Raw genomic sequence first — 14,639 nt, 5'->3', positions numbered from 1 at the left:
AGGGACTTGCTGATTATGAGTCAGCTACTCTAACCAGCTGAGTTATAGGACCAGTTAAAACGTGTTTAACGGGTGCAATATTATGGTTTTTTATTGGTTCATGCAAGAGTTTTAAAAGAAATTATTTAATTTCTTGACATAATTCTATAAGCACCCCATTGGTTGTTTTTGGGTGTAAAAAGGCAACTAATTTATTATCAGCTCCTTTTTTAGGAATTTCGTTTAATAATGTGAATCCTTCTGCTGCTAATCTTTTCATCTCAGCTTCTATATCTTCGACATCAAAAGCGATATGATGGATGCCTTCTCCTTTTTTTTCTAAGAATTTGGCGATAGGGCTATCAGGGTTAGTTGCTTCTAATAGCTCTATTTTATTAGGGCCATTCATAAAGAAAGATGTTTTTACTCCTTCGCTTTCTACAGCTTCTTCCTTATAAGCTGGAGCACCGAATAGTTTTTCGAATAAGGCATTAGAGGCTTCTAAGTCTTTTACAGCTATTCCGATGTGTTCTATTTTTCGCATTTCTTAGTGTTTTGGGTTATATAAACAAAGATAAAAAAGTTTGCTATTCAAAAAATTGTATTTTTGCATCATGGAAACTAATAGACAAAAGAAGATGGGAGCCTTATTGCAAAAAGATATCGTGGATATCTTGCAAGGTGAGGTGCGTAAGAACGGGATAACTAACTTAGTTATTTCGGTTTCTAAAGTGAATATAACAAGTGATTTATCAGTAGCGAGAGTGTACTTAAGTATCTTCCCTATCGATAAAGGTGAAGAGCTACTAAAAGGAATAAAATCTAATGCTCCGTTAATTAAACACGAATTAGCACAGCGAGTAAAACACCAAATGAGAAAGGTGCCAGACTTACTGTTCTACGTGGATGATAGCTTAGAGTATATCGATCAAATCGACAAAGCGCTTACGGGTGACGAAAACCCTATCGCTAATCCTGATTTATTAGAAAAGAGAAAGAAAAAATAGATTGAAGTTTTCCCTATACATAGCGAAACGTTATGCCTTTAGTAAAAGTAAGAGTAAGGCAATTAATGTTATTACGACAATATCTTCTGTAGGTATTGTGGTGAGTGCTATGGCTATGTTTATCGTGTTATCGGTATTCAGTGGGTTAAAAGCGTATAGTCTTTCTTTCGTTGATGATTTAGATCCAGATTTAAAAGTTTTTACCCCAAAGGGTAAAAGCTTTGTAGTCGAGGACAGACAGATTCTGGATTTAGAAGAGTCAGGTTATTTTAAGGGTGTAGCTAAGGTAGTAGAGGATCGCTTGTTATTTTCGTTTAAGGATAAGCAGGCAGTCTCTATGATTAAAGGGATTGACTCTAACTTCGTTAATGTGACTGACTTTGACGAAAAGGTAGAGTATGGTAGTTGGCTAGAACCTGATACGGATGATGCTGTAGTGGGAGTGGGTATGTCTCACTTATTATCTATGGGGCTGTTCGATACAGAGAATGCCTTTGAGGCGTTGGCTTTAAAACCTGGTAAAGGAACTATCGAAAATCCTGAAGATGCTTTTATCAAAAGACATTTAAATCCTACAGGTGTATATGTCTTAGGTAACGATGATCTGGATAATAAGTATGTGTTCGTCGATATAGATAATGCACGTGCACTACTGAATATACCTACTACTGAGGTGACTAATCTAGAACTGGCTATCGCTGAGGGAGTGTCTGAAGGTAAAGCTGTTCAGAAGATTAAGGAGGTACTCGGTGAAGAGTATATCGTAAAGAATAAAACACAGCTAAACGATGGGTTGTACCGTATGTTGAATATGGAGAATCTAGTTGTTTATCTGATATTCGTTTTGGTGGTGATCATGGCTCTGTTTACATTAGTAGGGTCTATGATTATGATCATTCTTGAAAAACAGCCTAATATTAAAACGCTGAACCAAATAGGTGTGCCTGTGAGTGATCTGCGCAAGATATTTTTATTCCAAGGATTGATTATCTGTGTGTTGGGGAGTGTGATAGGATTGGTATTAGGGGCTATCGTGGTCTCATTACAAGTTGCTTTTGGGTTTATTTCTATCCGAGAAGGACTTGCTTATCCAGTTGCTTTTAACTGGGTAAATATCTTCGTTGTATTAGTATCTATTATTGTGCTAGGCTTGTTAGCCTCTCTTGTCTCTTCGTCAAGAGTAAATAATAGTTATTTAAAATTATAATTTATTTGCCTTCATCTTTAGAAGGAAATTGTTTGTTCGAAAGCTCGTCGAACGGTTTTTGTAAATTCTTTATTTAAATTCTTTACTTATTTGTTGATTTAATTAGTATTGTAACTTTTTGATAGTCCGTAGGTAAGCTGTTCTAAAGTTGCGATATGTGTACTTTATAATTAACTTCTATTACTTATTGTGAGTATTTTTATGAAAGAGTCTTTTTTTCTTTTTTTTCTGTTATTTTTAAGTAAAAAGCGTGTTTTTTTGAAATATTGGTAGTATTTTAATTAACTGTTTGGGGGTGGTATGTGTGTGATTTAGGAATTTACTATTCGATGTATTAATTGCCATTTTCCTACATTTGCTATAAAATGAAAAAGAACTAAAAAATCAGCTTGTTTACAAGGTAGTTATGAAACAGTTTACTATGGAATATTTAAATTACGTTAGAGAATTTGCAAATGACAGTATGTCTATTACAGCACATGCTGAAGAGTTTTTAAATAAGAATGATTACAGCAATCCACATGAGTGGTATAAAGCGCATGCGATCTGTATGCTGGCTGAACAAATCGGGAAGAATAATGAGGTGCTGGAGAAGCTGTATGATCAGCTGAATGAAGACTCTAACTGTCTTCATAGTAGTATGAGCCTTAGTGATGAGGATTATGCAGATTGGTTTACAGATGTGAAAGCACTGAATGACATATTTATAGATAGGGGATATAAGCATGCTTATGCTTATCAATATGAATTATTCATTAACTCTAGATACGGATTTAGAGATGAAGAAAGAGCTGTAGGCTATCTAAAGAAAGGTGTGGAATTAGGAGATGACTTGTGTAAATGTTATGTAGGGTATGCTATGTATTATGGTACACAAGGGTATGAGAAAGATGAAGAGGGAGCAGTAGCACTTCTAAAAACTGCCGTAGATGGAGAGAGAGCAAATATCGCTAATCTATTTTTGTTAAACATCGAGTTTAGAGGATGTGCTTCAGGTGAGGAAGGTAAAGCTGTGGTAGAGAAGTTCTCTGAACTAATCAATGTGAAGAAAAGAGGGCTTTATATCTTAGCTGATTACTATCTAAGAGAAGATGATAATGTTAGTGCTGAAGCTGCTTTAAAAGATGGTATTGCGAATAATAGTGCTTACTGCAAGTACTTGTTAGGAATGATGGCGTGTAATGGTCGTTTTGAAGAATTAGGCTATACAGAAGAGCAAGGTAGAGAGTTACTAGCAGATGCTTATGACTATGGTATCACACATGCAGGATATGTACTAGGGTATTCTTACTTCTATCCTAGAACAGAAGGACTAGAAGCTAAGCAAGAGGCAGGTATTGAAATGTTCAAGAAATCTATTGCTTACTATTCTAGTGAAGCTACACTAGAGCTAGCTATTATCTACTTGTATAATGAAGAGTTTAAAGATATCGCTAAAGGGATGGAGTTTTTAGACAGAGGAGTAGAGTATAAATACGATAGAGCAATGTCTGAAAAAGGCTTTGTCTTATTAGATTTCGAAGAGGTAGAACGCGATGTAGAAGGAGGAAAAGCACTGTTAGAGCAAGCTATGGCAGCAGGTAATGATTATGCTCCTTATCGATTAGGACTAGCATATCAGAATGCTGAGTTTGAAGAAGAGGCAGATTATGAAAAGGCGTTATATTTATTTGAGTTAGCAGCTGAGCGAAATAACTTATCAGGATTAGAATTAGCTGGTCGTTATCACCGTTTTGGGTATGCTGGAGAACCTAATCTAGATAAAGCAGTTAGCTACTACCAAAGAGGGATAGAATATTTTAACTCTAATTACTGTAAGGTAGAACTAGCAATGCTATTAGAGAGAGGAGAAGGTATAGAGCAGGATGTAGCTGAGGCAGCTCGCTTATATGAGGATGCGCTGAATGAAGGATATACTTATGCGGCTATTCGTCTAGGGTTTATCTATGAAGAAGGTAGTGTAGGAGAACCTGATTATGCTAAAGCAAGGGCTCACTTCGAGTTGGCTGCAGAACAAGATATGGCAGAAGGTGTATATCACTTAGCTCGCTGTTATAGATATGGTACTGGAGGTGAAGAGAACCAAGAGAAATCATTTGAGTTATTTTCTAAAGCACTAGAATTAGGTTTTATAGACGCTAATGTTGATATCGCTCTATTCTATGAAGAAGGTATTAATGGTGGAGAGCCTGATTATGAAAAGGCTTTTGAATATATGATAGTTGGTGCAGAGGCAGGGTTTAGCTATGCACAGTATAAAGTAGGAGTTTATTACTCTTATGGGTATCTAGCAGAAACAAATGTAGAACTAGGTAAAGAGTGGTTTGAGAAATCAGTAGAGAGTGGTTCTCCTCTAGGGATGTTGTCACTAGGAGACTATTATCTATATGGATATGGAGAAGAGAAGGAATATGATAAAGCCTTTGAATACTATATCGCAGCAGAAGAGAGAAACTATATTTCTGAAGGACTTGGTATTTGTTACCAATTCGGATTAGGAGTAGAGGTGGATGAAACTAAGGCATTCCACTACTATAAATTGGCTGCTGATAGACAGTACGATGCTGCTATTTTCCGTCTAGGATTGTGTTACTTCTATGGCAATGGAACTGAGAGAGATCTAGTAGAAGCATTCCATTACTTAAAGCAAGTGGCTGATAGAGGTAATATGGATGCCGCTAGTTATGTAGGGTTAATGTTAGTGAAAGGTGATGGTGCAGAGAAAGATTCTGAATATGGTGTGAGTTATTTGATTCAAGCTGCAGAAGCAGGTTTTGATATGGCACAGTATGAGTTAGCTAACTGTTATTTAAAAGGAGAAGGAGTTCCTCAGAGTGATGACTCTGCTATGGAATGGTATCAACAGGCTGCAGAGAATGGCAATGAAGATGCACAGAAGATAGTAGGAGGTCCTCGTAAAAGAAGAAGATAATGGAAAATCAGAAACAGTTTCAGTTTCAAGTGAATATGAAGGGCATGATAGAGCTGTTGTCAGAGCATATATATAGCTCTCCAACAGTATTCGTCAGAGAACTTCTACAGAATGGTATGGATGCGGTGACAGTCCGAAAAGGCATCGATGAAAGCTTTAAGGGAAAGATCAATATTACCTTTGAAGGAGATCGTTTAATCTTTCAAGATAATGGAGTAGGACTTACACAAGATGATGTGCATCAGTTCTTATCTGTTATTGGGCAAAGCTCTAAGCGTGGAGAACTAGCTGATAAAGACTTAATCGGTAAGTTTGGTATTGGGTTGTTGTCATGTTTAGTAGTGAGTGAGGCTATTGTTGTAGAATCGCGTTCGCTCTATAAAGACGAGTCTGTAAGATGGACGGGTAAAGCGGACGGTACGTATGAAGTAGAAACGATCCCTTTATTAGATGAAGTAGGCACTAAGGTAATCTTAGATGCAAAGAAAGCTTGGCGTAGTCTGTTTAAGCGTGATGAGGTGAAACAGAATGTGCTGTTTTATGGTAGTGCATTACCTATAGAAGTGAACCTAATCGAAAAAGGTGAGGTAGAACAATGCTTAGATGGTAATCCTGTATGGTTAGATAACGAAAGTTCAAAAGAACAGTTATTAGATTACGGTAAGGAAGTGTTTAAGACGAAGTTCTTAGACGTGTTTAGACTATATTCTGAAGCAGGTGAGATACAAGGAGTAGCTTATATTATCCCGAATAAGGTGAATACTACAGCTACTAAAGAGCATAAAATCTTTTTGAAAAAGATGTATCTATGCGATCAGGCTACTAATCTGTTGCCTGAGTGGACTTCTTTTGTGCGTTGTATTTTTAATTCGAATGCGTTACAACCTACGGCTTCTAGAGAGTCATTAATGAATAATGCGGTCTTACAAGAATCTAAAAAGGAGCTGAGTGAGTGTTTTAAAGATTACTTAAAGACGCTTTCTATTACTAGTCCTGAGATTCTAGAGAAGATTATTAGTATTCACCATATGTTTATTAAGGCATTGGCGGCATCTGATAACGAGATTATGACTATGTTCGAAGATTACCTTCCTTTTGAGACGAATCAGGGAATGATGGCTTTCGGAGAAATTAAAGAGACCTATAAAAATATATACTATACTCCATCTCTAGATGATTATAGACAAATACGTCGTATAGCAGGTTCTCAGAATAAGTTAGTGATTAATGCAGCGTATAGCTATGAGACGGATCTGATAGAGAAGCTTAAACGCTCTCATACAGAGTTAAAGCTAGAACGTATCGCGCCTAATGATATTCTAGAGGAATTCGAAGATGCAATAGAAGATAGTAAGCGTATAGAGCACTTTATAGAAAAAGCGAATAAAATATTAAAAAGACATTTCTGTAGAGCAGAGGTAAAGAGATTTGAGCCAAAAGATACGACAGCGATTTACATTGCTAATGAGGATGCTTTGACTTCTAAAAATATTCAGAGTTTGTCTCAAACGTCAAATCCTTTTGCAAGTACTTTACAGCACTTTAAAAAGAAAGAGGAGGTAATGCCTACGCTGTGTTTTAATCAACAGAGTGAGTTGGTAGAGAAAGTAATGCTTATCGATGATGATGAGTTGTTCGAAGCTTTAATCAATGTGCTTTATGTACAGGCTCTTATGCTAGGAGGTTATACTATTAATAAAAGAGAGATGGATACTTTCAACGATGCTTTATATCAGTTTATGATCTTAGGAATGTCTAATTTCTTACCTAAATTTTAAGTATGTATCGGTTAGAAATACAAAAGCTGTTATTGGCTATTGATGAAAATATAGATGATCAGGAACTGTGTTTAAGTTTCATTCGTCAAGGTATTCAGATTGCTGATAAACACAATGATCTCGACTGGGGAGTGGAGTTGCGTTATAGTTTAATACACGAAGAACGTGCTACTTCTGGATGTACAGAAAGTGTACTGGCTTTTGCATGGATTTTAGATGTATGTGATCGCTATCCTGAGCGTTTTCACGAGTCAGAGTTCTTATTAGAGTACGAGTGGATGCTGTGCTCTGCATATAGTAATGCATCACTGTCTACAGAACAGATTCTAGCAGTAGCAGATGACCTGTATGCAAGATTAGAGCGTAATCATATCAGCAAGCGTGGGTACTACTTCACTATGGCAGAGTATGTCCAAAACATAGGAGATTATACGAAAGGTGAAGAATATATCAAACTAGCGATGCAAGAGCCTTATGACGATGAGAATATAGAAATAATGGAATATGATTATCGCATAGAGAATTTAGTTTTAATGGGGAGATTTGATGAGGCTATCGTATTAATGGAGCAAGTAGAATTAAAGAAACTAAGTGATTTTGCTTTACCTTTTGAGACTTATTGTGCGATGGCTTATTGTATGGCAAAAGTAGAAGATGTAAGAGCGTCTATTTACTTAGAAAAGGCAAAGGCTTCTTTTGAAACGTTAAGAGAAGTAAATAGCTCCATGCTATACAGTATGACACGTCTAATGTATGCTATGTATTTATTGAAGGATGGTATGATGTGGTCTACCTTTGAGCGTATTGCTGATTGGGAAATAGACGCAGAAGATGATTTACAGTATATGTTGAGTAGACATGCTGCTTTGATTTGTGCTCAAGGAGGAGTGAAGGCATTAACTTTATCTCCTAGACTGTCTTATTATGAATCTGATGGAATGTATGATTTGGCACAGTTATATAAGTATTATGATAATATAGCTAACAGATTAGCGCTACAGTTTGACTTGCGTAATGGCTCAGATTTTTGTTCTAAGGAATACAAAGAATTAAAAATGATGAATGGAATAAAAATATAGTTAATGAATTATAATCTAGAAATACAGAAGATATTATTAAAGGTAGAAGAATTACCTAGTTTTAGTGATAAAGTAAAGGCATTAAAAGAGGCTATTGCTCTTGCCGATAAACACAATGATTTAGATTGGGGGTTTGATTTAAGATTAACCTTGATTCAGAAAGAGAGAAATACCTCTAAGTGTGAAGAGAGTTTTCCTGCTTTTGCATGGATACTTAATGCGAGTGATTCTAATGAGGATTACTTCGATGAATCAGAGTTTTTATGGGAGTATAAGTGGATGTTCTGTTCTGCTTACCGCAATGCTTCTATTTCTTTAGAGCAAATTAAAGAAATAGGAGATGACTTAAGAAGACGTCTTAAAAAGAACGGATATAGTGATAGAGCATATTATAATGTAATGACTGGATATGCACTACATCTAAGAGATTATAAGTTAGCACAAGAGTATATTCGCTTGGCCGATGAAGAGATCTTAGACGATATGGCTAACTGTCCTGCTTGTGAATTAGATACTAAAGTAGAGACTTTATTAGACTTAGGTCATATAGATGAGTCATTAGTAAAGGCACAAGACTTGATTAATAAGAAGTTGACCTGTTATTCAATGCCTTTCCAAACCTTTTGTAGTTTTGCTAATAAGTTATATGATGCTGGTGATGATAGAGCTTCTATCTACTTCGATAAAGCATTAGAAGAATATCACGCGCATGATCAATACGATAGTTCTGTAGGATACTCTATGGGAGAGTTAGTATCTTATATGGCAAAAACAAAGCATCCTGAGATGTGGAGCTTCTTCTCTCGTATCTGTGAGTGGCAGTTAGGGGCTGAAGATATACATATCTATAACTTTGCTAAAGCAATGGCTCCGTTGATGCAAGGAGGAGGTGAAGTAACATTAAGCTTATCTCCACTATTGCCTTACTATCAAGAGTCGGGTGTGTATAAGCTATCTGATTTGTATACTTATTTTAAAGACACTGCTTATGATTATGCTGATAGATTCGATCAACGCAATCACAATACTAATTTTAAACAAGAAGTAGATAAGGCATTAAACTAAACGTGCTTATTGACTTTAGATATTTACAGCAAGACTTCAGAGTATGAGGTCTTGCTTTTTTTATATAAAAAAAAGCCACTCTTTTTGGGAGTGGCTGTATCGTTAGAATAGACTAATCTGTCCGTCTTGTTCAGCTTTGATTATTTTCTTTTCTTTTTTCTTCTCTTTCTTTTCTTTTTGTTCACTAGGTTCAACCTCGATCATTTCTACATCAAATATTTCTATTTGCATAACATCTTGACTATATGGGATGTCTTCTTCTTCTTCTTCAGTAAGTAGCGTATTCATTTCTTGTTCTGACTGTGACGAGATGATAGGTTCGTGATTGATAAGATCTTGTTCATCTACATTAATACCCGTTTTAGCAATATTAAATAACTCATTGTATTTAGGGTTACTGAAGGTTACTTGTTCTGCTGTATTCTTTTTTTCTAAAGGCGGTGCAGGGTCTTCTGTAGTAATTCTCTCCCAATCTAACTTAGGTTGGCTTTCTGGTATGTTTGTCATGAATAAGTCTTCCTCAGTGCTGTAGATCGTTTCTTGAGTAGGGAATGTTTCAGATGTAGTATTAGATTCCTCTGTAGAAACTATTGTTTCTTCTGTCACATCCATCTCGTTCTTTTGACAAGAAGTTTGGTCTAAAGGGAGCTCGTTATCAAGGATTACTTCTTCCTCTACAGAAGGAGTAAACAACTCTTCTAACGTATGAGGCAAAGTAGATACTGTCTCATGAGACACTTCTTCATTTGGAGTATCTATTTCTTCTTCGTGATCACTAAAGGCATCTGTCATATCAAATAGGATAGGTATCTCTACTTGATTAGGATCTACTGTATGTGTGTCTTCTGTACCTTCTAGTACTAAGATTCTCTCTGGCTTAGACTCAGTAATCTCAATAGAATTCTCTTCTATTAAGTCTTCGTCTATGATAGTGATATCTTCTTCTTTAGCGAAGATATCTAGCTTATTATGTAGTTCAGAGATAAGTCTTTTTATCTTTTTGATATGTAGGTTATCACTGAATAATTCTTTTTCGTGAACAGCTTCTAGAAGCTTATACATAGAGTAAGCTTCATGGTATTTCAATACTAATGAATGCTTTTTATTATGATCAAGAATAGAAACTTGTTTCTGTATTGTTTTTGCTTTATCTTCTAACTTATTGATTAAATCTTCTTTGATGCTTATTAGTAATGCGTCTGTGACATTCTCTACAATATAGTCATCCGTATGCTTAACCATTTTGATGACTGTAAGCAATACGTCATTATTTAATTTAAGTTGAATTTTTGCAATCATTTTATTCGTGAAAAAGGCTTGTTTATTTACGTTCAAGAAAGTTCACAAAATAATGAAAAATTATTGTAAGTGCTACGTATTTAGGGGAAAATATTATTAATTAGAGCGGGTTAAGGCGATTTATAGACTAGAATAAATAGTTGTTTTTGTAATGAATTGATTTGTTTGGTTTTATGTTTTTGTAAAGCTCTTTTTTTCTTGAGTTATCTAATGAAATTATTGATATAAATGAAGATATATAAAATTGTTATTCAAAGGATTGCTTCTAACCCTATGTTTATTGGGTAAAAGAAGTCGCATTACGTGGTTTAATGGTTTTTTATCAGTAACTTTAATAAGTGAAACAAGGCAAACACCTTGCTTTATATAGACAGAACTAATAATATTAAAAATAGTAAGATATGAAGATTGCTTTTTTTTCTACGCAACCTTATGATGTAACATTCTTTGATAAGGAGAATAAACAATTTGGCTTTGAATTAGAATACTTTGAAACAGGTTTGGATGAACAAACAGTAAATGTGATTACAGAGGGGACTGATGTGGTATGTGTATTCGTAAATGATAAAGTAGATGCTGAGGTGATTAGTAATCTAGCGAAGAAAGATGTTAAGTATATTGCGCTTCGCTGTGCAGGGTTTAATAATGTAGACTTGGATGCTGCTCATAAACATAATATACGAGTTTGTCGTGTACCTGCGTATTCTCCAGAAGCAGTAGCAGAGCATACGCTAGCTATGCTATTTACTATTAATAGAAAGATTCACAAGGCGTATAACCGCGTTAGAGAACAGAACTTCTCTTTAAATGGATTGTTAGGAACTAATATCTATAAAAAGACAGTCGGAATTATAGGGACAGGTAATATAGGTGCGGTTTTTTGTCGTATGATGAAAGCTTTAGGTACTGAAGTGCTAGCTTATGATATTTATAAAAATGAACAATTAGAGGCTGAAGGGATTCGTTATGTAGAGTTAGAAGAGCTATTTACGAAGTCTGATATTATTTCACTACACTGTCCACTTACACCAGATACGATGCATCTGATTAATGAAGATACGATTAGTAAAATGAAAGATGGAGTAATGCTGATTAATACGAGTAGAGGTAAACTGATCGATACACACGCTATTATACAAGGGCTTAGAGCAAAGAAAATAGGTGCTTTGGGAATAGATGTATACGAGCAAGAAGAGAAGGTATTCTTTAGAGACTTATCAGGAACAATATTAGAGGATGAACGTTTACAATTATTAACTTCATTCCCAAATGTATTAGTAACTGCTCATCAGGCTTTCTTTACAGATGAAGCGCTGACTCAGATAGCTTTTATTACATTAGATAACCTAAAACAACTTAAAACGAATAATGAGATAGTAGGTAGAAATGCTGAACTATAACTGATTTATTTTTGAGATTTTATGTAAGACAAGTAGGGTAATTAGATTACTCTACTTGTTTTTTTTTATATAATATCCATATCTTTAAATGTTAATAGAAGAGTTATCATGCGAAGATTTCCAGAAGACATATCATTTAAATATCCTTGGCGTTCTTATCAGGCACGTGTTCTAGATAACCTAGAATACCATTTAGATAATCATAAATTACACGTTATAGCGCCTCCTGGCTCTGGTAAGACAGTTTTAGGGTTAGAGGTCATGTTAAGAATAAATAAACCTACGCTAATTCTAGCTCCAAGTATTGCTATTAAACAGCAATGGATAGATCGTTTCTGTGAACTTTTTCTGCAAGTAGAAACTAAGCCAGATTGGATATCGACTGATATATATAACCCTTCATTTGTGACAGTTTGTACTTACCAAGGGCTATATGCTGCTTTTAATAATACGATAGAAAAGGAAGAAGAAGAGGAGTTTGATACAGAAGAAGATTCTATTGAAAATAAGAGTAGTAATAAGGAGCAACAATCTAAAATAATCAAAGTCTTAAAGAAGAAGGGAGTCAAAACTATTATAGCTGATGAAGCTCATCATTTAAAAAACGCTTGGTGGACAGCTATTACAGCTTTAGTTGATGAGATAAACCCTAAAGTAGTAGGGCTTACAGCAACGCCTCCTTATGATGTGTCAATGGCAGAATGGAGAAGATATATCGCCCTAAACGGTGAGGTAGATGAAGAGATATCTGTGCCTGAATTAGTAAAGGATTATGACTTATGTCCACATCAGGATTTTATTTATTTTAATGTTCCTGCTAGTAATGAGCGAGAGGCACTTCTCAAAAGTAGAAATAAAGTATATGAGTTATATCAAAAGCTTATAGAGGAGCGGGCGATGCTGGAGGAGTTAAGTAGTAGTCAACTATTAATAGATCCAGAAAACCATTTGAATTGGATATATGATAATACAGAGCACTTCTTTGCTTGCTTAGTTTATATCCATCATTTTGATGTTGAATTAGCAAAGAGTAAGCTGTATATCCTTGGGAATACTGATATAGAAATACCTCCACTGAATTTTGTGTGGATGGAGAAGGTTATACAGTTTTATTCAGCTAAAGGGAGTGGCTTTTTCGAGAACGAAGAAGAGCATAAAGAAGAAGTAACTAAGCTCTTTAATCGATTGCGTCACTATGGCGCAATGAACCAAGGACAAGTCCAATTTAGTAATAATACCAAACAGAATGACTTATTGACCTCTAGTGTGAATAAGTTAGAGAGTATTCATGAGATTATAAAGCTAGAATATTCAATGCTTCAGTCTTCTTTGCGTTTAGTCGTTTTGGCTGACTTTATCTATAAAGAGTATCATGTAAGTACAGCTATAAATGACATAGAAATAAGTAAGTTAGGAGTCTTGCCTATATTCGAATATCTTAGGCGTACACCTATCAGTACAGAGCTGAAGATGGGGGTATTATCAGGTACATTAGTAATCATTCCTATTATAGCAGTACCTTTACTATTAGAGTTGTCTATTACGGCTGTTGGTAAAGAGATTATCTGTAAACCTATTGTTTATGATTCTAATTATGTTGAGGTTGTTGTAAGCGACTCTACTAGGCATCAAGTTGTTGCTTTAATAACACAGCTTTTTGAAAAAGGAGAGATAGAAGTGTTAATTGGTACTAAGGCTTTACTAGGAGAAGGATGGGATGCACCATCTATTAATTCTCTTATTTTAGCGAGTTATGTAGGTTCTTTTGTAATGTCTAATCAGATGAGAGGACGCGCTATTAGAAGCTTAAAAAATGATCCTAACAAAACTTCTAATATATGGCATTTGGTTAGTATTGATCCTTATGTGGAAAATGGAGGAACAGATATTTCTTTTTTAACAAGACGCTTTAGAGGTTTTGTTGGTGTGTCTAATGATGCTGTATTAGAAGATGTAGAGATATCTAATGGAACAAGTAGATTGAGATTACCTTTACATTTGGACTCTATAGAAGCAATCAAAGAACAAAATGACAGAAGCTTTTTATTAGCTAGACAACGTGATTTACTACATAAAAGATGGCAAATAGGAATAGCGAAAGGGACTTCTTTAATTAATGCTATAGAGGCTCCTTTTATTGAGCGCAATAAGAGAGAGACGGCTAGCGAAGTTGAGTCTCTTTATACTCGTAAAACCATAGAGGCCTCTATATTTTCTTTAGTAGGGGTAGTCTCATTATATTTTTTCAATCAAATATTTGATCTAATATGGACTTCCTTGATTAGTGGTGGTCTTACTATGAAGAGGATTATTTGGGTTTTAGTAAATGGAGGTATATTCGGTTTTATTTTTAAGTTTGGTAAACAAGGTATTAAAACACTCAAAATAGCGAGAAGCTATAGAGATGTAAGCCATGATTTGTTTCCTATTGCAAGAACTTTGTTGAAAACATTATGTCACTTCGGTCTAATCAAAACAGAATATAAGAGTTTTACTATTATAGGTAATGTTAGTTTTGTAGGAGAAGTAAACTTCGCATTAAAAGGAGGAAGTATTATAGAGCGTAAGTTATTTATCAAGAGTTTAAAAGAAATACTTAGCCCAGTAGAGAATCCTCGTTATGTGATAGAACGCAAATCTTTTGTTGCCTTTTATGGAACGTCTTCAGATTATCACGCAGTACCAGAATGTATCGGAGTGAATCAGAAAAGAGTGCAGTACTTTGAAGCTGAATGGAAAGCATCAGTAGGGAAGTGTAATATTATTTATACCCGAACTCCTGAAGGAAGAAAAGAGCTGTTGCGCACTAGATTATTAGCTGTAGCTAACCTATTATCTGATCGGCCTATTTTAGAAGAAGATGTATGGAAATAAATATCCCCTTACTGATAGG

At 35.2% G+C, this 14,639-nt stretch carries 10 protein-coding genes; 8 read left to right on the top strand and 2 right to left on the bottom strand.

Annotated elements, in window-relative coordinates; genetic code table 11:
* Positions 1 to 121: 121 nt before the first annotated feature.
* A complete protein-coding gene (mce, locus tag AABL85_RS07330) occupies positions 122 to 523 on the bottom strand; it encodes a methylmalonyl-CoA epimerase (protein WP_006257444.1) in 402 nt (133 codons plus the stop codon).
* Between the two features lie 70 nt (positions 524 to 593).
* Here mce and rbfA point away from each other — a divergent pair, with 70 nt between their 5' ends.
* From rbfA to AABL85_RS07300, 6 genes are all read left to right on the top strand, one after another.
* Positions 594 to 986 carry a 30S ribosome-binding factor RbfA gene (gene rbfA / locus AABL85_RS07325; protein ID WP_006257441.1) on the top strand — a complete coding sequence of 131 codons (393 nt, stop codon included), beginning with the start codon at positions 594 to 596 and terminating at the stop codon, positions 984 to 986.
* A 1-nt stretch (position 987) separates the two neighbouring features.
* Positions 988 to 2,193 carry an ABC transporter permease gene (locus AABL85_RS07320; protein ID WP_341309651.1) on the top strand — a complete coding sequence of 402 codons (1,206 nt, stop codon included), beginning with the start codon at positions 988 to 990 and terminating at the stop codon, positions 2,191 to 2,193.
* A gap of 406 nt (positions 2,194 to 2,599) precedes the next feature.
* On the top strand, positions 2,600 to 5,125 hold the full coding sequence (locus tag AABL85_RS07315; RefSeq protein ID WP_341309650.1) for a sel1 repeat family protein: 2,526 nt from the start codon (positions 2,600 to 2,602) through the stop codon (positions 5,123 to 5,125).
* A complete protein-coding gene (locus tag AABL85_RS07310; protein ID WP_286436788.1) occupies positions 5,125 to 6,903 on the top strand; it encodes an HSP90 family protein in 1,779 nt (592 codons plus the stop codon). Before AABL85_RS07315 ends, AABL85_RS07310 begins: the two co-directional genes overlap by 1 nt.
* Before the next feature lie 2 nt (positions 6,904 to 6,905).
* Positions 6,906 to 7,982, top strand: a complete 1,077-nt coding sequence (locus AABL85_RS07305; protein ID WP_286436787.1) for a hypothetical protein — start codon at positions 6,906 to 6,908, stop codon at positions 7,980 to 7,982.
* Between the two features lie 3 nt (positions 7,983 to 7,985).
* Positions 7,986 to 9,047, top strand: coding sequence for a hypothetical protein (locus AABL85_RS07300; protein ID WP_286436786.1), 1,062 nt, complete (start codon positions 7,986 to 7,988; stop codon positions 9,045 to 9,047).
* Between the two features lie 102 nt (positions 9,048 to 9,149).
* On the opposite strand, the gene AABL85_RS07295 is transcribed toward AABL85_RS07300, so the two are convergent.
* Positions 9,150 to 10,346: a hypothetical protein gene (locus AABL85_RS07295; RefSeq protein WP_341309649.1), complete on the bottom strand. Its 1,197-nt coding sequence runs from the start codon at positions 10,344 to 10,346 to the stop codon at positions 9,150 to 9,152.
* 401 nt (positions 10,347 to 10,747) lie between these two features.
* On the opposite strand from AABL85_RS07295, the gene AABL85_RS07290 reads away from it, so the two are divergent.
* Together AABL85_RS07290 and AABL85_RS07285 are read left to right on the top strand one after the other, a co-directional pair.
* On the top strand, positions 10,748 to 11,746 hold the full coding sequence (locus tag AABL85_RS07290) for a 2-hydroxyacid dehydrogenase (RefSeq protein WP_286413425.1): 999 nt from the start codon (positions 10,748 to 10,750) through the stop codon (positions 11,744 to 11,746).
* Positions 11,747 to 11,854: 108 nt separating this feature from the next.
* Complete coding sequence (locus AABL85_RS07285) at positions 11,855 to 14,620, top strand: DEAD/DEAH box helicase family protein (protein ID WP_341309648.1); 2,766 nt, start codon at positions 11,855 to 11,857, stop codon at positions 14,618 to 14,620.
* The last annotated feature ends 19 nt before the right edge of the window (positions 14,621 to 14,639 follow it).

Origin of the sequence: Myroides odoratimimus (assembly GCF_038039805.1) — a bacterium.
In the GTDB taxonomy this organism is placed as follows: Bacteria; Bacteroidota; Bacteroidia; order Flavobacteriales; family Flavobacteriaceae; genus Flavobacterium; species Flavobacterium odoratimimum_B.
The sequence above is the reverse complement of the archived record's forward strand: the minus strand, read 5'-3'. Positions and strand labels throughout refer to the sequence as shown.

Bases quoted from the DNA above. Each gene is read 5' to 3' on its own strand.
- AABL85_RS07285 (WP_341309648.1), top strand. From the start codon at position 11,855: ATGCGAAGATTTCCAGAAGACATATCATTTAAATATCCTTGGCGTTCT.
- rbfA (WP_006257441.1), top strand. From the start codon at position 594: ATGGAAACTAATAGACAAAAGAAGATGGGAGCCTTATTGCAAAAAGAT.
- mce (WP_006257444.1), bottom strand. From the start codon at position 523: ATGCGAAAAATAGAACACATCGGAATAGCTGTAAAAGACTTAGAAGCC.
- AABL85_RS07315 (WP_341309650.1), top strand. From the start codon at position 2,600: ATGAAACAGTTTACTATGGAATATTTAAATTACGTTAGAGAATTTGCA.
- AABL85_RS07290 (WP_286413425.1), top strand. From the start codon at position 10,748: ATGAAGATTGCTTTTTTTTCTACGCAACCTTATGATGTAACATTCTTT.
- AABL85_RS07300 (WP_286436786.1), top strand. From the start codon at position 7,986: ATGAATTATAATCTAGAAATACAGAAGATATTATTAAAGGTAGAAGAA.
- AABL85_RS07305 (WP_286436787.1), top strand. From the start codon at position 6,906: ATGTATCGGTTAGAAATACAAAAGCTGTTATTGGCTATTGATGAAAAT.
- AABL85_RS07310 (WP_286436788.1), top strand. From the start codon at position 5,125: ATGGAAAATCAGAAACAGTTTCAGTTTCAAGTGAATATGAAGGGCATG.
- AABL85_RS07295 (WP_341309649.1), bottom strand. From the start codon at position 10,346: ATGATTGCAAAAATTCAACTTAAATTAAATAATGACGTATTGCTTACA.